Source organism: Vibrio sp. SCSIO 43137, from assembly GCF_028201475.1.
In the GTDB taxonomy this organism is placed as follows: domain Bacteria; phylum Pseudomonadota; class Gammaproteobacteria; order Enterobacterales; family Vibrionaceae; genus Vibrio.
This window is the reverse complement of sequence record NZ_CP116383.1, coordinates 939,784-959,271: the sequence shown is the minus strand read 5'-3', so window position 1 is coordinate 959,271 and position 19,488 is coordinate 939,784. Positions and strand designations below refer to the sequence as shown.

The 19,488-nt window shown below is 45.0% G+C and carries 20 protein-coding genes and 1 tRNA gene; 6 read left to right on the top strand and 15 right to left on the bottom strand.

Translation table 11 applies throughout. The annotated features are described in order from the left end of the window. Positions 1-113 precede the first annotated feature (113 nt). From PK654_RS04640 to msrB, 4 genes are all read left to right on the top strand, one after another. Positions 114-494 carry a diacylglycerol kinase gene (locus PK654_RS04640; RefSeq protein ID WP_271697923.1) on the top strand — a complete coding sequence of 127 codons (381 nt, stop codon included), beginning with the start codon at positions 114-116 and terminating at the stop codon, positions 492-494. Beyond that, positions 494-2,128: a phosphoethanolamine transferase gene (locus PK654_RS04635; RefSeq protein ID WP_271697922.1), complete on the top strand. Its 1,635-nt coding sequence runs from the start codon at positions 494-496 to the stop codon at positions 2,126-2,128. Before PK654_RS04640 ends, PK654_RS04635 begins: the two co-directional genes overlap by 1 nt. Before the next feature lie 169 nt (positions 2,129-2,297). Beyond that, a complete protein-coding gene (locus PK654_RS04630; protein ID WP_271697921.1) occupies positions 2,298-3,197 on the top strand; it encodes an AraC family transcriptional regulator in 900 nt (299 codons plus the stop codon). Positions 3,198-3,384: 187 nt separating this feature from the next. Further along, positions 3,385-4,521, top strand: a complete 1,137-nt coding sequence (msrB, locus tag PK654_RS04625) for a peptide-methionine (R)-S-oxide reductase MsrB (protein ID WP_271697920.1) — start codon at positions 3,385-3,387, stop codon at positions 4,519-4,521. Positions 4,522-4,559: 38 nt separating this feature from the next. Here msrB and PK654_RS04620 read toward each other — a convergent pair whose 3' ends face one another. After that, entirely contained in the window at positions 4,560-5,543 is a 984-nt protein-coding gene (locus PK654_RS04620) for a sensor domain-containing diguanylate cyclase (RefSeq protein ID WP_271697919.1), read from the bottom strand. 261 nt (positions 5,544-5,804) lie between these two features. Here PK654_RS04620 and PK654_RS04615 point away from each other — a divergent pair, with 261 nt between their 5' ends. Next, entirely contained in the window at positions 5,805-6,095 is a 291-nt protein-coding gene (locus PK654_RS04615; RefSeq protein ID WP_271697918.1) for a hypothetical protein, read from the top strand. A gap of 6 nt (positions 6,096-6,101) precedes the next feature. On the opposite strand, the gene PK654_RS04610 is transcribed toward PK654_RS04615, so the two are convergent. The 5 genes from PK654_RS04610 to PK654_RS04590 form a co-directional block, all read right to left on the bottom strand. Next, positions 6,102-6,842 (bottom strand): helix-turn-helix transcriptional regulator, encoded by a 741-nt coding sequence (locus PK654_RS04610; RefSeq protein WP_271697917.1) that lies wholly within the window; start codon positions 6,840-6,842, stop codon positions 6,102-6,104. 27 nt (positions 6,843-6,869) lie between these two features. Then, entirely contained in the window at positions 6,870-7,496 is a 627-nt protein-coding gene (locus PK654_RS04605; protein ID WP_271697916.1) for a tetratricopeptide repeat protein, read from the bottom strand. Between the two features lie 6 nt (positions 7,497-7,502). Continuing rightward, the gene (locus tag PK654_RS04600; protein WP_271697915.1) at positions 7,503-7,805 is read right to left on the bottom strand and encodes a hypothetical protein; all 303 of its coding nucleotides are present in this window, start codon (positions 7,803-7,805) and stop codon (positions 7,503-7,505) included. 5 nt (positions 7,806-7,810) lie between these two features. Then, positions 7,811-9,145, bottom strand: coding sequence for a 4Fe-4S double cluster binding domain-containing protein (locus PK654_RS04595; RefSeq protein WP_271697913.1), 1,335 nt, complete (start codon positions 9,143-9,145; stop codon positions 7,811-7,813). A 220-nt stretch (positions 9,146-9,365) separates the two neighbouring features. Next, a tRNA-Arg gene (locus PK654_RS04590) sits at positions 9,366-9,442 on the bottom strand. Positions 9,443-9,628: 186 nt separating this feature from the next. Here PK654_RS04590 and folD point away from each other — a divergent pair. After that, positions 9,629-10,486, top strand: coding sequence for a bifunctional methylenetetrahydrofolate dehydrogenase/methenyltetrahydrofolate cyclohydrolase FolD (gene folD / locus PK654_RS04585; RefSeq protein WP_271697912.1), 858 nt, complete (start codon positions 9,629-9,631; stop codon positions 10,484-10,486). A gap of 83 nt (positions 10,487-10,569) precedes the next feature. Here the strand turns inward: folD and PK654_RS04580 are convergent, their stop codons facing one another. From PK654_RS04580 to PK654_RS04540, 9 genes are all read right to left on the bottom strand, one after another. After that, entirely contained in the window at positions 10,570-11,538 is a 969-nt protein-coding gene (locus tag PK654_RS04580) for a lytic murein transglycosylase (protein ID WP_271697911.1), read from the bottom strand. Between the two features lie 41 nt (positions 11,539-11,579). After that, the gene (locus PK654_RS04575; protein ID WP_271697910.1) at positions 11,580-11,870 is read right to left on the bottom strand and encodes a YcgL domain-containing protein; all 291 of its coding nucleotides are present in this window, start codon (positions 11,868-11,870) and stop codon (positions 11,580-11,582) included. A 6-nt stretch (positions 11,871-11,876) separates the two neighbouring features. Continuing rightward, a complete protein-coding gene (gene rnd / locus PK654_RS04570; RefSeq protein ID WP_271697909.1) occupies positions 11,877-12,998 on the bottom strand; it encodes a ribonuclease D in 1,122 nt (373 codons plus the stop codon). Between the two features lie 100 nt (positions 12,999-13,098). Next, on the bottom strand, positions 13,099-14,796 hold the full coding sequence (fadD, locus tag PK654_RS04565) for a long-chain-fatty-acid--CoA ligase FadD (RefSeq protein WP_271697908.1): 1,698 nt from the start codon (positions 14,794-14,796) through the stop codon (positions 13,099-13,101). Between the two features lie 151 nt (positions 14,797-14,947). Beyond that, positions 14,948-15,853 (bottom strand): alpha/beta fold hydrolase, encoded by a 906-nt coding sequence (locus PK654_RS04560; RefSeq protein WP_271697907.1) that lies wholly within the window; start codon positions 15,851-15,853, stop codon positions 14,948-14,950. Continuing rightward, positions 15,853-16,395 (bottom strand): Slp family lipoprotein, encoded by a 543-nt coding sequence (locus PK654_RS04555; protein ID WP_271697906.1) that lies wholly within the window; start codon positions 16,393-16,395, stop codon positions 15,853-15,855. Before PK654_RS04555 ends, PK654_RS04560 begins: the two co-directional genes overlap by 1 nt. Before the next feature lie 19 nt (positions 16,396-16,414). Then, positions 16,415-16,711, bottom strand: a complete 297-nt coding sequence (locus PK654_RS04550) for a chromosome partitioning protein ParA (protein WP_271697905.1) — start codon at positions 16,709-16,711, stop codon at positions 16,415-16,417. 20 nt (positions 16,712-16,731) lie between these two features. Continuing rightward, positions 16,732-17,433: a tRNA (adenosine(37)-N6)-threonylcarbamoyltransferase complex dimerization subunit type 1 TsaB gene (gene tsaB / locus PK654_RS04545; protein ID WP_271697904.1), complete on the bottom strand. Its 702-nt coding sequence runs from the start codon at positions 17,431-17,433 to the stop codon at positions 16,732-16,734. 13 nt (positions 17,434-17,446) lie between these two features. Continuing rightward, positions 17,447-19,375 carry an ATP-dependent DNA helicase gene (locus PK654_RS04540; protein WP_271697903.1) on the bottom strand — a complete coding sequence of 643 codons (1,929 nt, stop codon included), beginning with the start codon at positions 19,373-19,375 and terminating at the stop codon, positions 17,447-17,449. Between the last annotated feature and the right edge of the window lie 113 nt (positions 19,376-19,488).

Sequence of the window (19,488 nt, the reverse complement as noted above, 5' to 3'; positions counted from 1 at the left end):
TTCAATGAGAAATCAATTTAACCTAATACTAAGTGAATAAACTATTCACGTTTCATTCACTAATTTCGTGCTATTTATTTGCCCGTTTACGTTCAGATAATTGGTACATAATTTTGTCTACACAAGTTAATCAAGGTAAGCCGGGTTATACCGGTATCAAACGAGTAATTAAAGCCACAGGATACTCTATTCAGGGCCTGAAGGCCGCCTTTAAACATGAAGCTGCGGTTCGTCAGGAGTTTATGCTACTGGTTATCTTTTCTCCTGTTGCCCTCATGCTGGAAATCAGCACAGTTGAGAAGATTCTGCTTATTGGGGTACTAGTCATTGTCCTGCTCTGTGAGCTATTAAATTCAGCTATTGAAGCCGTTGTCGACAGAGTAGGAACGGAATACCACGAACTAAGTGGCCGCGCTAAAGATATCGGCTCCGCCTCTGTATTTGTTGCTCTCTGTTTCGCCTTTTTTACCTGGGTGGGAGTGCTGTTTTTCTGATGGAGAAGTTACTTTCCCTTAGCAAGTTTCGATTTAATATTAGCGCCTCTGCCTTTATTATTTTGATGGCCATCTATTTTGGTTTTGTATTAAACTTTCCGGTAACGGAAAAAATCATAACCCTCTTTGCTGAAACAGGTAACGGTTATTTCGCCTATTCCAGCCCGCTTCTTTTATCAGCCGCTTTTGCCGTTATATTTTCTCTGTTTACCTGGCCATTTATTGCTAAGCCATTTTATATTTTTCTAGTCTTTACCTCAGCAATGGCCTGTTTTGCCACCCTGAGATATGGTGTAATTTTCGATTACTCTATGATCGAGAATATATTTGAAACCCATACCGGCGAAGCTCTCTCTTATGTTAACCCCTCCTCTATCGGCTTTAGTCTGGCATTTGGTGTTGTACCGGCAATATTAATTGCTCTGGTAAGATTTGAGAAAAAAACACCACTGAAGATCCGTATATTAAAGCGATTTGCTGTCGTTCTGGGAGCACTGGGGGTTATTGCCGTTATCTATGTCACTTCATATAAAGACTATGCCTCTGTGGGCAGAAATAACTCTTATCTAAATCAGTTAATTGTTCCCAGCCATCTGTTCAATGCCGTTAAGTATCTGGACAGAACATACCTGACTGAGCCACTTGAATATAAAGTTATTGGTGAAGACGCAGCCCCTGTTGCAGCCGCAAACGGTAAGCCATCGCTGATTGTTTTAGTGGTCGGCGAAACAGCCCGCTCCGCTAATATCGGTTACAACGGTTATCAGAGAAACACCAATCCGTATACAGAAGGTAAAGGGATTATCTCTTTTCAGGATGTCTCTTCCTGTGGTACTGCTACTGCTCACTCTCTTCCCTGCATGTTCTCTAACCTGAACCGCAAAGGCTATAACAAGCAGCGCGCTAACCACCAGGATAATGCACTCGATATTATCCAGCGGGCAGGTACAAAAGTACTCTGGAAAGAGAACGACGGTGGCGATAAGGCGGTAGCGAAAAAGCTCAACCTGTTAACCATTACCCCGGAAGCATTCCCGGAGTTCTGCGATGGTATTTACTGCTTTGATGAAGTAATGCTGAAAAACTTCGATCAACAGATAGCGGCCAATCAGGGAGATAATCAGTTGTTCGCCTTCCATATTATCGGCAGCCACGGACCGACCTACTGGAAGCGTTATCCGCAAGATAAAGAACAATTCACCCCGTCTTGTAACCAGAGCGATATCGAAAACTGTAGTGATCGGGAGATCGTTAATGTTTATGACAACACTATTGTTTATACAGATTTCGTACTTGCCCAAACCATTGAGAAATTAGAGAGCTACAGAGAGAACTATAATGTGGCACTGATGTATATTTCGGACCATGGTGAATCCCTTGGTGAAAACGGCCTTTACCTGCACGGTACCCCTTATGCGCTTGCTCCTGAAGGACAGACCAAGGTGCCTTGGTTCCTGTGGATGGATAACGGATTTGAAAATGCCTACGGGATAGACCGCAGTTGTATTCAGGAAAAAGCCACTTCAGCAAGTTACTCCCACGACAACCTGTTCCACTCACTGATTGATTTTGCTTCAGTCTCAACCAAAGCAATCAATAAAGAGATGAGTATTTTTACCGGTTGCCGGAAGTAACCCCAAAACCCTACCCGCCTCAGAAGCTGAGGTGGGTTATCTCGATTTACTCCCTACAACTCCCTCAAAAGCATTCGCACAATATCACTATTCACAATTACTGTTTTTACATACAGTGCTTTCTGTTCTATTATTGCGGTAGTTTTGAACAGAGATGCTGCCCGTTTTTATGAAAACCGACTATCACCAGAAACTAAAACCTGTCATACGTTATCTGGAGAAACACTATAATCAGGAATTAAATCTGGAAGAAGTTGCTGCTATGGCAAGCCTTTCACCTTATCATTTTCATCGGGTATTTAAGGCCGTTACCGGTGAAACATTATGTGAATACTTACGCCGGTTAAGGTTACAACAGGCTGCTCAGGATCTTTTCTATAAAAAACCCTCGGTTCTTGAAGTTGCCCTTGAGTATGGATTTTCCAGTTCTCAAAGCTTTGCCAAAGCGTTCCGAAAACATTTTGCCCTTTCACCGACCGACATCAGACAGTGCGAAAACTTAGAGCTTTTTTCTGCTTTGCTAAGAGATAGCAAGATTGGACACACACTGCGCAAGAATGGAAACGCCCATCAAAGCCTCAACTCATATACTGCTCCTGAATCAAAACAAAGGAGAATAACAATGGAGAGACAGAATTTTTCTGCGGGTCAGTTAGCTTATATCAGGGTAACCGGCCCTTATGGTGAAAATTACGAGCCAGCCGTCGGAAAGCTTTATCACTGGGCAGCTTCAGCAGGTGTGGCTGAGTCTACCTGCCTGTTTATTTACCATGACAACCCGGAAGTTACTCCGGCTGAAAAGTGCCGTACCGATATCTGCCTGCTGGTAGAAAAGCAAGTAACGGTTGCCGGAGATGTCGAGCTACAACCCTTCCCCGGCGGAGAGTACGCCACAATGCGCAAAACCATCACGGATAAATCTCAGTATGGTCCGGCATGGAATGAACATATAGCGCAGATCGTTGAGTTAGGATTGGAGATGGATGACAGACCCTGCTTCGAGCTCTATCACAGCTATGACAACGAAAAACAGATTGCTGATGTCAGCTTTTGCAGTGCACTAAAGTAATCCCTTTAAGACTCGGTAAACTAAAAACCCTGCCCCTGAATACATATTCTGGGGCATTTTTATTATTATTTTTCATGCAGATAGCAAAATCCACTTAAAATAATGTGATCTAATTTGCAATTTTTCTCCGCCCTCTCCTTTCTATATAACTAATCAAAAATATTATGTAGTAACACAAGGGACAAAAATGACAAGAATATCGAAAGTACTTCTCTCACTCGGTGTATCACTCCCGCTACTGTTTGCTCTGATGAGCCCGTCAGGTAACGTCAATGCTGACGACAAAAAGCCACAAGCAGAAAACGTTGCAGTAGCAACACTGGCCGGTGGTTGCTTCTGGTGTACTGAATCTGATCTGGAACAACTGGATGGTGTGTTAGACGTTGTTTCCGGATACTCAGGCGGAAATGTTGATAATCCGACCTATAAACAGGTTTCGTCCGGCCGCTCAGGGCATATTGAGGTGATTAAGGTAAGTTACGATGCCGACAAACTCACCTATGAGCAGGTTCTGGATCATTTCTTCCGTCATATCGATCCGACCGACAGTAAAGGTTCATTTGTTGACCGGGGCCCGCAATACCGCCCTGCTATCTTTTTCCACAATGCAGAGCAGAAACAGATCGCTGAACGCTTTATGCAGGAAATTGATGATAACGGTGTGTTCGGTAAACCACTGGCAACAGAACTAATTGAGTTCAAAAAGTTCTGGCCTGCTGAAGAGTACCATCAGGATTTCTATAAAAAGAGCAAAATTCGCTATAAGTATTACCGCAACGCATCAGGTCGCGATCAGTATCTGACTAAAATTTTCGGTAAAGACAGAAAAGAGAACCCTAAAACCCTGCGTCAGATTATCTATGGAGAATCAGGTAGCAGTAAGCAGTATGCCAAGCCATCAGACAAAGAGATAAAAGCGAAACTAAGCAAGCTTCAATACTATGTGACTCAGGAAGAAGGTACCGAGAAGCCGTTCCAGAACAAATACTGGGATAACAAAGCGAAAGGCATCTATGTCGATATCGTATCAGGTGAACCGCTATTCTCCTCTACAGACAAATATAAGTCTGGTACAGGATGGCCAAGCTTTACTAAACCAATCGATAAAGCTTATGTGGTAGAAAAAACCGACTATAAACTGATTTTCCCGAGAACAGAAATCCGCAGTAAGTTTGCTGATTCTCACTTAGGCCATGTGTTTACTGATGGTCCGGCACCAACGGGACTAAGATACTGCATGAACTCAGCAGCTATGGAATTTATCCCGATGGAACAGATGGCTGAAAGAGGATACCAAGAATATCTGTACCTTTTTGAAGGCTAATGAATCCCCATGCAAAATGCCTGTTCCGGTCTGACCGGTCAGGCGTTTTTTTTCTTCTGCTTTTCCTCATACATCCGCTCATCAGCCTGCTCTACAGCTTGTTTCAGAGTGGTCATATTGCTGTATTCCAGAACGATCAACCCACAGCTTAAAGAGGTAATTGACAACGCCTGTTTATCAGAAACCTTTGATGAGTAATTGTTCTTAATCCGCGTCATCAAAGAGTAGGCAGGAGTGGTAGACAGGGTAAGCACAACAAACTCATCTCCTCCTATTCTGGCGACAATATCGGATGTCCTACACTGTTGCCTCAAAACCTCTGCTAACGTCACCAAGCAGTTATCACCTTCAGAGTGACCAAACTGATCATTCACCTGCTTCATATTATCAATATCTATATAGATAACCGACAAACAGGTTTTATCCCGCTGAATTTCTTTCAGTTTCTGCTCTCCCAAGAGCTCAAGGCTTCTTCGGTTATGTAGCTGGGTAAGTTCATCGGTCAGTGCCAGACTTTTCATCTGTTCCAAATCAACGGCAATTTTCAGGTCGGCAGTAATAAGTTCACAAAGTGAATTTAGCAGACGGATAAGTTTAGGCTCGTAATCTGTTGCCTTAGTATCAATCACACAAATCGTGCCAAACAAGTGACCATCGGGCCACAGAATAGGAAAACCAAGATAAGATCGAACAGGCCCCTCTGCTACACCTGGGCTGCCTTTCCACTTTTCGCTGTTTTCAGCATCCCCGACATAAAGCTCTTTGCCGGTTTCCATAATTTCCCGGCAAAAACTCTGCATGTCCCAGGGCCATGTACTGCCTGCTGCAAGGAAGTTATCTTCATTCATGCTTGCAGTAATCACATTGAACTGCTCATTCTTATACTGAACAATGGTGCCGCATGCTGCACCATACAGTTCAGACATCAGATTAACCGTCCTTTGCCACTTATCAATATCAACAGAAATCAGATCGCTCTCAAAACCAGACGAAGGCAAAAAGTCCTGCTTTTGGCTATCCATACTCTCTCCCTTAGGCATCCCTTACAGATTAAGTATAAGACAGCTTTTATCGACATACTTATTATCAAGATAAATCAGAATTCAATCGTTGAAATGAATGAAACTGTGAACGAAAACGAAACAAAAACACAAATCGCTTCAAATAAGAATCAAGGCACATATAATCATAGTTAAACTAGAAAATTAACTTATGATAATCAACATCTTAAAATGAGACTTATTCTTTTTATAATCACATCCAATGCCACACTGATATTTTCTATGCTGTTATTAGACAGGCTAATGGGCTGGCTGCACGCAGGGTACGTAAGTGATTATTTTTTCTACGCCTTCTTACTTCAGTTGCTGGCCGGCGCATTTCTGGCCATCTCACCACCTCCACGCCTGAGATATATGAAGCACACTGAGAGCAGAGCAACCAATATTGCTGCTTCTATGCTTGGCCAGACTGAGGAGCAAAAGCAGAATGACTTCTCCAGCGCCAATCTGGGGTTAGGCAGCAAGATGATCCTGTCTGCTTTTGTGGCACTGATTATTACTTTTTTGGTTTAGCTGGTACTACTTTACTATGCCTTTTCGGATTAACTCTGCAATAAGCTGGTTTCTGTTTTTTACCGATAAGTTCTTTTTCATTGTCTCTATGTGGTATTCCACACCGGATTTACTTAAGCAGGTAAACTCTGCTATTTGTTTAGATGAGTATCCTTCGGCTAAGTAATTTGCTACCCGGATAGCCTGTTCAGCAAAAATTTCTCTTTCAAGATATAGGTTGTAGAACTTTCCTACGGAATAACGCCAGAGCTCGTATAGAAAGTTGGCCTGCTCCATAAGATAGTCTTTATGGGCGGCGACCTGATCATTCGGTGACCCAAGACCCGTCTTTTTAACATCAAACCAGACAATACCTTTCCAACGACTTTCTACTCGGGGGGCTACGGGAATCATTACCGAGTAATCGCTTAGCTCAGAACTCAGCATTTCATCAATCCTCCCCTGAGCTTTCTTAGATTCATTAGAAACCAGAGAACGATTGTAGATAATGGGCTCAGCCGAATTAATTATCCTTTCAACATTTTTGTCACTGCCGCCCAAAAAATATCTTCCATACTGTTCTACAAGCTCAGGGGACAAATTGTAATAAAGCGTACTTAAATATGTGTACTCCTTGTTGTCAAACATATTCCTTTGCCTATCTTCAGAGGACAAACCCGCTAAGATAACGATATTTTCTATCCGGTCATTAAAAAAGCCTTTCTTACTCAGCTCTTCAATAAGTAGTTTTTTAAAAATCTCACTCATATTAGTTTAAAACCAGTATTTTCCCTGCTACGGCAAGTTGGTCACTTTTATTTTATTGCTGACCGGCTGAAGTCGCTGCTCTTCAAGCATCTTTTTGATATTACTTAGTTCCTTACTAAACAGACCTAGCTCCTGCAATAGGTCGATGTCTGCCAAGGCTTCATCAAATCGCCTCAACGCTGCCAGACATAGAGCACGATAGTGCAAAACTTTTACTTTATATTCTTCTTTTTGCTGCAATAGACTATTAAATATAGTAAGAGCATCAGACACAGAACCTTTTGCAAAGTAAGCAATTCCCTGCCCCAGCAGACAGCTATGCTTATCCATTCCCAGTTTCATTGCCTGTCCGAATAAGTGGACAGCCTCATCAAAGTTGCTTTTCAGACATGAAATTTTTCCGAGATAAAAGTAGCACTCTGGGTTGTCTGGCTCAGCTTCAATGACTTTATAAACAAGTCGCTCAGCCTTGGTAAAATCACCAGTAGTTACATAACAGGCACACAGCTTTTTGCTAACCTGAACTGAATCAGTACCACTATCTAATTGCAATTTCAGATCTTGAATTAGTTGTTCTGTCTGCCCATTATTTGTTAGTTCATGCTCATTTAACAAGATCTTGTTAAGGTCAGAAGTTTGATGCTCATCTATCATGTTTTGCTACCTCTGGTTACGTCTAATCTCCGGATAAGCCAGTCGGCCACCTAATACAGCCATTATTAATCCCGGCATACCGATAACCAGCATTCCGACAGAGGCAGACTGAGGCTCAAGCTCCAAAATAGAGCTTACAGACCAGGCAAACGCAAAGATCATGGTCAATAGGCCTGCAAATATTATTGCGAGATGAATAAACTTCACTTGTTTTATCACCCTAAGATAAATCACTGCCTGAACACTCAGGGTTACAAGGATACCCAACGAGAAAAACAAAATTTCAATTCCGGTAAAGATATGAAACATAATAATTAGTCCCCCATTCCGCTATAATTCCTGCCACTTTGGTCATAAAACGTTTTGACTGCCTCTGGATCAAAAACGTTGCCATAGCCATGCCAAAGATCCATTTCTGCCATAAAAGCATGCATAAAGCCCGGCAGAATAGTGTTTACTCTGTCAATCAACCTATGATGCCAAAAATCAGGTTTATTATAAGGACAGGTGGTAACACAAGTGCCGCAGCCAGTACCTGAGTCTACCCAGTACTGATAGCATTTATCGCAACGAACCCACCATTTATACACACCGGGGTTATTGTAATAGCGTTCTGAACCATCATCGGCCGGAGGTGGATTTAAGGAAGGCTTGATATCTCTCGGAATTGCCTTACCCGGACAGTTATCAGCACAGTGCATACAGTTTTCACAGAAACTCTGTACACCAAATGTCACTGGTTTATCAAAATACTCGTCTAACTCAAGATCTACATAAACCTTAGCAATTCTTAATCTGCTGGCAAATTTATAGTTTTGCAGTAACCCCATACGATTAGACTCACCTAACCCGGCGGCAATTGCATAAGGGACACTTAATCCTCCGCCATTTCCGCAGGCAGCCGCTTTACACCCTAGTGCACTAAAGAAATGAGCCAGCTCTAGTGCAGCTTTGGCCATTCTTGCATAGCCTTCATCGGCTGTGGTATCGGCGGCAGCACTTGGAGCTGCTGAAAATGCATCATAATCTTCAGCAAAGCCCATAACGACAACCGTTTTCGGCTCAAATCCCATAGCCTCTTCCCATGATTTTGACTCAAGGGTGTTATCGTTAAACACATGAGAGTAATCCCAACGAGGATCGCGGCGGGTAATGCCGACAATATCGGCTCCATACATACGGGCAGCGCGTTTTATTTTTGCATGAGCTTCTTCACTGCTCTGGAATTTAAAACCTTCATTAATAGGCTGAGGTTCTATAACAAGAGGAAATGCACCATAAGGGTTCAGACGCTCGCCAACTTCGACAAAGTTGAACATTTCTGCCCCCACCCGGATGGCATGATCAACCGTACCAAAACCCGGAATAGTATCATCTACAACTTTTAGTGTGTCGTAGTAATTTCCCTTGGAATACTCTACTGCGCTGACGCTTAAGGCTTCATTAAAACGTTTATAAGTAGGGGCAACCTGCAGAGGAAAACTATCGTGTTTCACTACCCCTATTCCATCTTCGCGTGCCTTTGCTTTACCGGAACTTAACGCGCCCGCCATAGCCACACTACCAGCAGCACCGAGTTTTAGTATGTCACGACGTGACATTATACCTTTGCTGTCTTTAACCTTATTCTGTGAGTCATTAATCGACATAAAAAAGTAAGCCTCTATTGGTAAACAATAACATTGACTATCAAATATCACTTTCTAATGACGATTCTTAATTAACCACACACAATTCTGACTATAACAAACTATAGTCTGGGCTTATTAGTGATGAAAAACTTAAAGTTTATTGTGGAAGATCAAATTTATCCGGGAGCAAATACAAAAAAGCCGTAGCAAGTACTAACCTGCTACGGCTTATTGTATATGGCACGCCCTAGAGGATTTGAACCTCTGACCACATGCTTAGAAGGCACGTGCTCTATCCAACTGAGCTAAGGGCGCTTTGTAGGGAGGGATTATACGAGAAGCTCTGAAGAGGTCAACGGGTTTCTTTTACTTTATGATTTAACTGACCAAAAAAAAGTCAAATACCTGATAAATATATAGAGCAAACGTTTGCGTGATAGCTATTCGGAGGATAATTTGCGACAATGCGCACGCTCAGTAATTCAACAGTTAAGGGAAGATATGGCTGCTCAAAATATTGATGGAAAATTAATCTCTCAAACCGTCCGCTCCGAAGTTGCTGCACGGGTTAAAGCCCGTACTCAGGCTGGCTTAAGGGCTCCCGGCCTTGCCGTGATTCTGGTGGGGGAAGATCCTGCATCTCAGGTGTATGTGGGCAGTAAAAGAAAGGCGTGTGATGAAGTCGGATTCCTTTCCAAGTCTTTCGACCTTCCGGCAACCGCCAGCGAGCAAGAGTTACTGGAACTTGTTGATGAGCTGAACTTAGATTCTGAAATTGACGGTATTCTTGTTCAACTTCCGCTGCCGGCAGGAATCGATACCACCAAGGTACTTGAACGTATTCTGCCGGAAAAAGATGTGGATGGTTTCCACCCCTATAACGTCGGCAGACTTGCACAGCGCATCCCTAAGCTTAGATCCTGTACACCTAAAGGCGTGATAACCCTTCTGGATCGCTACAATATTGAACTGCGCGGCAAACACGCGGTTATTGTAGGTGCTTCAAACATTGTCGGCCGCCCTATGACCATGGAGCTGCTTCTGGCGGGCTGTACTACAACTACATGCCACCGTTTTACCAAAGAGCTGGAAAACCATGTGCGAATGGCTGACGTTGTTGTGGTCGCCGTGGGTAAACCAAACTTTATTCCGGGCAACTGGATTAAAGAAGGCGCTATTGTGGTCGATGTTGGTATCAACCGGCTTGAATCGGGCAAACTTGTCGGCGATGTTGACTACGAGGGTGCTAAACAGCGTGCCAGCTTTATTACCCCGGTTCCGGGCGGTGTCGGCCCTATGACGGTTGCCACCCTGATTGACAACACCATGATCGCCTGTGAGCAGTATAAATCTGAATAACCTAGCATTAGGTTAATCAATACAAAAAACCTCGCTATGCAAAGCGAGGTTTTTTATTGCTAACTAATCTGAGGTCAGGTTAGTTACTTCAGCTTATCTGCAAGATGACTAACAGCCAGCCCGAAATAGTAAGATCGGTTCCACTTCATCAGCACCTGATAGTTGTTGTAAATCAGGTAAGCTCTGCCATTTTCATCGTCAGGCATAATCAGCCATGCATTAATATCTTCATCCAGTACCGGAAGCTTGTTTCCGTTTAGTCTTCTGATGCCCAGATCATTCCATTGCTGCAAAGTCTTTGCTTTCTCTTTACCCCGTCCGGTCAGGCTGAGTGAAATCCCCTTAGGCACAGTAACCTGCCTGCCCCAGGTGTAATCGTCATCCCAGCCAGACTCTTTCAGGTAATTTGCTGCTGAGGCAAAGACGTCCTGAGTGTTTTTCCAGATATCTTTAACGCCGTCACCATTACCATCTTGTGCAAAATGGATAAAAGAGCTTGGCATAAACTGGCACTGCCCCATGGCTCCGGCCCATGATCCTTTCATGTTATTAACCGTAATATGGCCTTCATCCAGTATGGTCAGGGCGGCCATGGTCTCTTTACGGAAGAACGCTTCGCGGCGGCCTTCAAAGGCCAGTGTGCTAAGGGCATCAATAACATTGTATCCACCGGTCAGGCGGCCAAAATTACTTTCTACACCCCATAAAGCAACAATAAACCTTGGCTGGACACCATATTGCTCACCGATACGTTTTAAGTCGCTATAGTGTTTTTGATACAGGGATTTGGCCTGCTTCACCTTCCAGTCCGGCACGGCCCTTGGAATATATTCATCAAGAGTCAGCTTTTTTTCCGGCTGGTTGCGGTCAGCCTTTACGGCTTTTTTCTTGTAACTGACTTTTTTAAACGCCTCTTCGATAGTGCGTTCTGAGATGCCTTTCTCTCTCGCTTCCTGCTTTAAGCCATTTATATACTGATCAAACTCAGTATTAGCAGCAAGAACAGAAGTGCTGAGCACAACTCCTGCAATTAGGCTGACTACTTTTTTCAATGTTTCTTCTCCCTGAGCCAAATCCTTCCCTGATATTATTGTTATATTTCAGGGGTTCCTTTCTGTCTGGCTTTTTCTTGTTTATATTTTTCTAATAAGTTTTCCGGTGGCGGCGGTAGCTGAAGGAAAAAGCCCTGTTCATCGAGAGACTCTCTCACCTTACCGGCATCCACCTGCGCTAATTCGCGCCCATCCAGTTTGAACACCATAACAAAAAAAGGTTTCCCGAACATATCCATTAAAGCCTGAGGAACGTCAGAAAAATCATCTTTTTTAGGCAGGTAGAGGTAAGCACCCTCTTTCTTTTTACTTTTATATACTGAACACAACATCGTTCATTAACCCTTCATTAAGTTATCCAGCTTGTCACCCATAAGTTCACGTCGCCAGCCCTGTAATACATCCGGCAGTTTGACGGGATCCCGCTGCTTCTTCCAAGCCCAACTGATCAACTGATTCAGTTGCTTCTTTGAGGCAAGAAATTCAGTCGCCAGCCCACTATGCTGAGAAACGCCTTTTACTTCGTCTTTCAGTTGCTTGAATTTCCCCTTATAGCCGGGGTAATCCATAAGGCGATCTATGGGTTGCGGATATTCATCTTCAGAGATTTGTTGTGCCTTTTTCACCATAGCGATCACTTTTTCACCGTGACGGCGTATCGCCCTGGGATCAATTTCATTCTGTTCCATTTTCTTCAGACTTGTAATGCCATATCTGGCTACTGCCCAAAGATCTTGTTCCTTAAAGACAAAGTTTAGTGCTAAATCTCTTTTCAGCGCTTCTTTAACCCGCCATTTTGCCAAAGGTTTCAACACAGCTAACTGAGCCGGCGTTAATTGCCATGCACCTTTAATAGAGAGGTAAGCATTGTCAGCATCAATCTCACCACTGCGCTTTTCTACCTGTAGTTCCGATTCCTGCAATGCAGCATCCCACCATCCTGCCGTTAAGATTTTCTCTTCCAGCTTATCAAACAGCGGCTTAAGGTAATAAACGTCCGCAGCAGCATACTCGAGCTGCTTAACCGTTAGCGGTCTTGCCAGCCAGTCGGTTCTGGATTCACTTTTATCCAGTTCAACCTCAAGGTACTCATTAACCAGCGCGGCAAACCCGGTCGACAGACCATGGCCGAGAAAGGCCGCCATTATCTGAGTATCTATCATAGGGAAAGGTGTGCAACCAAAGCTATGCTTAAACACTTCCAGATCTTCACCACAGGCGTGAAGCACCTTCAGTACTGCTCCGTCTTTCAACAGGCGTACAAAAGGGGTCATATCTGAAATGAGTGTCGGGTCGATTAGGGAGAGATTTTCACCGTCGAAAAGTTGAATCAGACCGAGTTGAGGGTAGTAGGTGCGGGTACGGACAAACTCAGTATCCAGCATGACGGCATCACACTGACTGGCTTTAAGGCATACCTGCTCCAGTTCAGCATGGGTATCAATAATTCTGTAATTCACAAATGTCTCTTCATCCTGACTAAAAAAGGACTCAAACGGCAGACACCGTTTGAGTCATAGAGACATAATAGCATTGCTGAGAAAACTATTCCTGTTTATCTTATGCAGATGCTTCCACTGCCGCCCTTTTCGCGTCAGCTTCTTCCCTTAGTTCTCGGCGCAGGATCTTACCCACATTAGTTTTCGGAAGATCATCTTTAAATTCAACCAGTTTAGGTACTTTATAGCCCGTCAGATACTGGCGGCAATGGTCGATAACTTCTTGTGCTGTCAGGCTAGGATCACGCTTAACCACGCACACCTTAACAATCTCGCCAGAGACTTCATGAGGTTCACCGATAGCGGCAACTTCCAGCACTTTTCCGTGCAGTGCCACCACATCTTCGATCTCATTCGGGTAGACGTTAAAGCCGGAAACCAGAATCATATCTTTCTTACGGTCAACGATATGCAAGAAGCCCTGATCATCAAACTTCACGATATCACCGGTAGATAACCAGCCTTCTTCATTAATGGTATTGCGGGTTGCTTCTGCTCTCTGCCAGTAGCCCTGCATAACCTGAGGACCACGAACCTGTAGCTCACCAACCTGATCATTTGCCAGCGGCTGACCTTCATCATCCACGATTCTCACTTCTGTAGAGGAGACAGGCAGACCGATGGAACCGTTATAGTCTTCAAGGTTATACGGGTTAACCGACACAAGAGGGGCACATTCGGTCAGTCCGTAACCTTCGGCCAGAGGAATACGGGTAACCTTCTTCCACTTATCCGCAACGGCTTTCTGTACCGCCATACCACCACCGATAGTCAGTTTCAGGTCACTAAAGTTAAGCTCCTGAAAATCTTCATTATTTACCAACGCATTAAACAGGGTGTTTACCCCTGTCAGGGCAGTAAACTTATATTTTTGCAGCTCTTTAATAAAGCCCGGGATATCCCTCGGGTTAGTGATCAGCAGGTTGCGGCCACCAACCTCAAGGAACAACATACAGTTCACGGTCAGTGCAAAGATATGATAAAGAGGCAGTGCAGTGACTACGGTTTCTCTTCCGTCTGTCAGTACCGGACGATACACCGCCTTGGCCTGCATCACATTGGCAACCATATTTCTGTGGGTCAGGATTGCGCCTTTGGCAACACCCGTTGTTCCACCTGTGTACTGAAGGAAAGCAATGTCCTCTCCGGACATAAACGGCTTCACATACTGTAGTCTGCGCCCTTTCTGCAGCGCTTTGCGAAACGAAATCGCGCCCGGCAGGTTGTATTTAGGCACCATGCCTTTTACATACTTCACCACAAAATCAACAATGGTGCCTTTGGCACGCGGCAGCATCTGGCCAAGGCTGGTCAGTACTACGTTACGCACTGGTGTGTTATCAACAATCTGCTCAAGGGTATTGGCAAAGTTAGACACGATTACAATAGTAGAAACGTCAGCATCAACAAGCTGGTGCTCAAGTTCACGGGGGGTATAGAGCGGGTTAACATTAACCGCAATCATACCGGCACGCAGCACACCAAACAGAGCGACAGGATACTGAAGCAGGTTGGGCATCATCAGTGCGACACGGTCACCTTTTTGTAGCTTCAGATCATTTTGTAAGTACGCAGCAAATGCCCGGCTACGCTCTTCCAGTTTACGAAAGGTCATCACTGAGCCCATATTGACAAAGGCAGGCTGATCAGCAAAGTTTCTGACGGCGTTTTCAAACATCTCTACTAGAGAGGTGTATTCATCCGGGTTAATCGTCTCAGGTACATCGTCTGGATAGCGTGAAAGCCATGGTTTTTCCACGATTACTCTCCTCGTTTGGCTATATGCTTTTTTTGTTTGTTCACAAGTGTTGTTATACCCAAGTGACCTCTGAATACTGCACCTTTAGGTCACTTGGGTATACATTACAGCACAGCTTTAGTGCAGTAACACTAATCTCTCAAACAGTTGTTTAAATTTTGTTAACTAAATCAGTTATGATTTCAGATGTTAACTCAGGTTGTTGAAGATGGCAGTGATGTCCGCCGGCGATAATATGCACTTCAGCTCTATTAGCTATAGCATCGTTAGTTACCGCATCCTGCCCGGTGTTCAGCGCTGAGTCTGTTTGCCTGCGAAGATAATCAAAACCCTGCTCTCCTAGAATTATCGTCTGGGGACAGCGGATAGAACTACTCATTAGCTGAGCATGCTTCTCGGACATTCTGTACAGGGAGTCTGACTGCAACCGGTTATCGTGCTTCCAGCTCCAGTTTTCTCCGTCAAACTCACTCGCCCTCTCAACCACCGGAAATATCTCTTGTTCTGCCAGACTATTGACGCTGGCTCTCACCCTCACCATATCCTGCAGGCTATTGAAGCGACGCTTAGGTTTTCTGCGTAATTTATTCCGGCTGAGAACCCCTTTTCTAAGCCTGTCGACGGCATTTTCTTCTGCTTCTGCCAACGGTCCGAACCCTTCTATCTGAACAAGTCCGGCCACTTGTTCAGGAAACGCAGCACTATAACAGCAGCCAACTAATGCACCAAGGGAATGGCCGACAATAATCAGCTTATTTGCAGACAAAGTCGGCAAAAATTGATAAACATCGTCAATATAGTCATGAAAAGGATAAAAATTGCCCTGCTTCCTATGCTGAGAATTGCCATGGCCGGGAAAGTCCAGCGCAATAAAATTAGCATCCGGAATCCGCTTTTGACACTGTTCAATCAAGGTGTTGAAGCTGGCAGCGTTGTCCAGCCAGCCGTGAAGAAACAGCACTGTTACTTCAGCTGATTCCCCGCCAGACGTCTCAAGACCCGCTTCAAGGTAAGCAAGCTCGCCACAATCCAGTGTGACTGTTTTTTCTCTAAGCACTATTTCACTTCCTGTATAACCTTTCCTGAAGAAGGGGACTGTCTGATGCTCCGGCAGTTAATCCCCCAACAGGGGAACATGAACGGACTATCTTGATCGAAAATCACTCTCTCTTCTATTCGCCATAGGTGGAATGCCAAAGCCTGAATGATAGGAATAGTCATAGAGTAGTCGCCCACCTTGGTCTGCTCCTGCCCGTGAGACGTTCCCAGAACGGTAATCAGCCGCCCCTTAGCTAAAGCAACAGGCTCCAGATAGCCCTCAACGTATGCTGAAAATCGCTTTTCCGGTGTGACCGACAAGTTTGGCTTTCCATTAGAGTCTACGGGCAAATTAACTATCTCTATGCGGGTACGGTCAGACAGATTGGTCACACTGGCAATCACGCCACCAATACGTACTTCTTCAGAGTCGAAACCGGATTGCTGCCACTCTTGGTAACTGGTTATCAGATTAGTATTTTCGGAATGGAGGTTTTCCGGAAGGGTGGAACATGCTGAAAGCCCTACCGCAATCAGCATAAAAAATATCGTTCTATACATTAAGGCATCGCCTGTGAAGTCAGATGTAAATATCTACCCCGATAAGTTGTGCAAGTTCCTCTTTGCGCGATTGATTAAGCACATCCATATACTCTTCCATCGCTTTGCGGGATTGCCCCTGAGGAAGGTCGTACTGAAGCTGAGCTTTTTCGATGTCTGACTCGTTTACCTGACGGATAGAGTGTGCAACAGCCTCTGCCACCTTGGTTGTCTGAGCAACCTGGCTATTGTCCTGCTGCTTTTTGTTAAGGCGTTTCTGTTTCGCCTTATTAGCAGAAGGGATAACACTAGGGGAAAGACCGTTTACCGTTACCATCTAAATCTCAAATACCTCAATTACTCTCTGCCGGGCAGTTTTTTCCACGCCACCTTATCGCGCAGATAGACAGGGCTCGACTCTTCCGCCGCCACTGTATTGCCTTTTGCCAGCTCAAACTGTGCCAGAAAAGCAATGTCCTCTGCTTCCGGATAAAGTACCTGCGTCTCTTCTGTCTCAATATCAAGAGAGCTCAGTTCATCACTGTACGCAGCCCATCCGGTTCCTGCCTGATACCAACTTTCACTATCTTCGCCTACAACAGACTTCAGCTCTGCCGGCGGAATCACGCACTCTTCATCTGTTGCAAGCCAGTCGCCGGAATCCTGACGCTGATAACGCCCCCAGTAAACTTCGCTCATTCTTGCATCAATAGCAGATGCAACGTACTTCTGACCTTGGCTGCGGTAAACCGCCTGCGCCATCGCTTTCAGCGTCGATACACCAATCATTGGCAGATCAGCACCAAATGCTAAACCTTGTGCAATTCCGATGCCAATCCGTACTCCGGTAAAGCTGCCCGGCCCTCTGCCAAAAGCCAGTGCATCAAGCTCGTTCAGGGATACTCCGGCCTCTTTCAGCACTTCATCAACCATCGGCAGAACTTTAGTGGTGTGCCCTCTTGGTGACACTTCGCTGCGGGAGAAGGTTTTATCTCCCACCAGCAGTGCAACGGAACAGTTCTCAGTCGACGTATCAAGGGCAAGAATTTTAGTACTCATTAATGTCTCTAAATCAATTGTTTGGTTTATCGGATATCTGATGTAAAAAGTCAGATATCTGCGTTAAATTCCGGGTTCTTGGTATAGCTGGCAAACTCTGAACAAATGTAGCGCCATAATCCCGTGTCACCAGCCTGTTATCACAGATTATCAGAGCACCTTTATCCCTCTTATCACGGATTAAGCGCCCTACCCCCTGTTTAAGGGTAATAACCGCATCCGGAAGCTGAACCTGAGAAAAAGGCTCTCCGCCACTTAACCTGCAATCTTCAATTCTGGCTTTTAACAGCGGATCGTCAGGGCTGGTAAAGGGCAATTTGTCGATAATAACACAGCTTAAGGTGTCTCCTCTAACGTCGATCCCTTCCCAGAACGCACCGGTTGCCACTAACAAGGCATTTCCCAGCTCCATAAACTCATTCAGTAGTTTCTGTTTACTGGTCTCTCCCTGCATCAGCACAGGTACAGTCAGTGCCTCTCTGAATCCTTCAGTCAGCTCTTTCATCATGTTGTGAGAGGTACAAAGAAAAAAGCAGCGGCCGTTGTTCTTCTCTATCACCGGCGCCAACATTCTGACTAATTTTTTTGCTAATCCTGCACTGTTTGGCTCCGGCAGATATCTTGGCACACACAAACGGGCCTGAGACTGGTAATCAAACGGGCTGGGCAGTGAAAACTGCTGCGAAGGCTCTAAGCCTAGACGGCGGGTAAAATGGGCAAAATCGCCGGAAACAGAAAGGGTCGCCGAGGTAAATATCCATGCCCCCTGTTTAATCTCGAGCTGCTCTTTAAATTTATCCGCCACTGTCAGCGGTGTGATATGCAGACTAAAGTGGCGCGGTGTGGTTTCATACCAGTAGGAGTAACCGGTAATAGAAACATCGCATACTCTCTCCAGTCTGGATTTAATTAAGGTCGCCCTTTCAAATGCAGTATCCAGTAACTGGCTTCTTCCCAGCAGCAGCTTTAATACTTCTAATGCCAGATCCAGTACATCCTTCAGGCGGCTTATCTCCCGCTGTACTGGTTCTGATCTCACGGCGTCGCGCCAGTTACCTCGAAAACCGGTATCTCCCAGCACAATTCTCATATCCATGGCGGTCTGGCTAAGGCGATTGGCTACTTTCTCCAGCTGGCGCATATCTCTGGCTTCGGTGCGGTAACCAATTTCAATATCCTTGGCCAGATCCTGAATCTGCCGGCTGGACATCGACTGGCCAAAGTACTGGCTGGCGATATCCGGGATCTGATGGGCTTCATCAAAAATAAACACATCCGCTTCCGGTATCAGCTCACCGAAACCGGTCTCTTTAATAGCGAGGTCGGCCATAAACAGATGATGATTCACCACCACAATATCGGAGTCGAGCGCCCTTTTTCTCGCTTTAAGAACAAAACAGTCCTGATAGCTGGGGCAATCTTTTCCCAGACAGTTGTCATTGGTTGAAGTAATGGATGAGATGACCGGGCTATCTTCCGCCAGGTCATCACAATCGCCCAGATCTCCGGTTTTGGTTTCCGATGACCAGCTACGCACTTTAACCAGTTGGGTAAGAAGGGTGGGATCCGCTTCATTGGTGTGGCTCTCAACAAGCTGGCGGCTAAGTCGGTCCAGACAAAGATAGTTAGAACGCCCTTTAAGTAGGGCAATCTGGCCGTAATAACCCAGTGCATCCACCATCAGGGGAAGATCGCGGTGGAACAGTTGTTCCTGCAGGTTTTTTGACCCGGTACTGATTATCGCTTTCTTACCGCTCAACAATGCCGGCACCAGATAAGCGAACGTCTTGCCGGTTCCGGTTCCTGCCTCTACCACCAGTTGAGACTGTGCTTTTATTGCTTTTTCAACGGCTTCCGCCATATCAAGCTGAGCCTGCCGTGGCTGAAATCCGGGAATGGCCTTACCCAGTGCACCGTCTGCAGAGAAGGTTTTATCAATCATTAAAAGCACATCATATCAGATTCAAATATGCCGCTGATTATGTCAGGTTTCCAAAGCAGGTGCGACGCGAATAAATTAATTTATTGCAACCATATCCAGAATGAATTAAACAT

Excerpts from the sequence above, each read along its gene's own strand:
- PK654_RS04555 (WP_271697906.1), bottom strand. The coding sequence starts at position 16,395 with ATGTATAGAACGATATTTTTTATGCTGATTGCGGTAGGGCTTTCAGCA.
- PK654_RS04575 (WP_271697910.1), bottom strand. The coding sequence starts at position 11,870 with ATGTTGTGTTCAGTATATAAAAGTAAAAAGAAAGAGGGTGCTTACCTC.
- PK654_RS04620 (WP_271697919.1), bottom strand. The coding sequence starts at position 5,543 with ATGGATAGCCAAAAGCAGGACTTTTTGCCTTCGTCTGGTTTTGAGAGC.
- PK654_RS04635 (WP_271697922.1), top strand. The coding sequence starts at position 494 with ATGGAGAAGTTACTTTCCCTTAGCAAGTTTCGATTTAATATTAGCGCC.
- folD (WP_271697912.1), top strand. The coding sequence starts at position 9,629 with ATGGCTGCTCAAAATATTGATGGAAAATTAATCTCTCAAACCGTCCGC.
- PK654_RS04615 (WP_271697918.1), top strand. The coding sequence starts at position 5,805 with ATGCTGTTATTAGACAGGCTAATGGGCTGGCTGCACGCAGGGTACGTA.
- PK654_RS04540 (WP_271697903.1), bottom strand. The coding sequence starts at position 19,375 with ATGATTGATAAAACCTTCTCTGCAGACGGTGCACTGGGTAAGGCCATT.
- PK654_RS04610 (WP_271697917.1), bottom strand. The coding sequence starts at position 6,842 with ATGAGTGAGATTTTTAAAAAACTACTTATTGAAGAGCTGAGTAAGAAA.
- PK654_RS04605 (WP_271697916.1), bottom strand. The coding sequence starts at position 7,496 with ATGATAGATGAGCATCAAACTTCTGACCTTAACAAGATCTTGTTAAAT.
- tsaB (WP_271697904.1), bottom strand. The coding sequence starts at position 17,433 with ATGAGTACTAAAATTCTTGCCCTTGATACGTCGACTGAGAACTGTTCC.
- PK654_RS04550 (WP_271697905.1), bottom strand. The coding sequence starts at position 16,711 with ATGGTAACGGTAAACGGTCTTTCCCCTAGTGTTATCCCTTCTGCTAAT.
- PK654_RS04595 (WP_271697913.1), bottom strand. The coding sequence starts at position 9,145 with ATGTCGATTAATGACTCACAGAATAAGGTTAAAGACAGCAAAGGTATA.
- msrB (WP_271697920.1), top strand. The coding sequence starts at position 3,385 with ATGACAAGAATATCGAAAGTACTTCTCTCACTCGGTGTATCACTCCCG.
- PK654_RS04600 (WP_271697915.1), bottom strand. The coding sequence starts at position 7,805 with ATGTTTCATATCTTTACCGGAATTGAAATTTTGTTTTTCTCGTTGGGT.
- PK654_RS04630 (WP_271697921.1), top strand. The coding sequence starts at position 2,298 with ATGAAAACCGACTATCACCAGAAACTAAAACCTGTCATACGTTATCTG.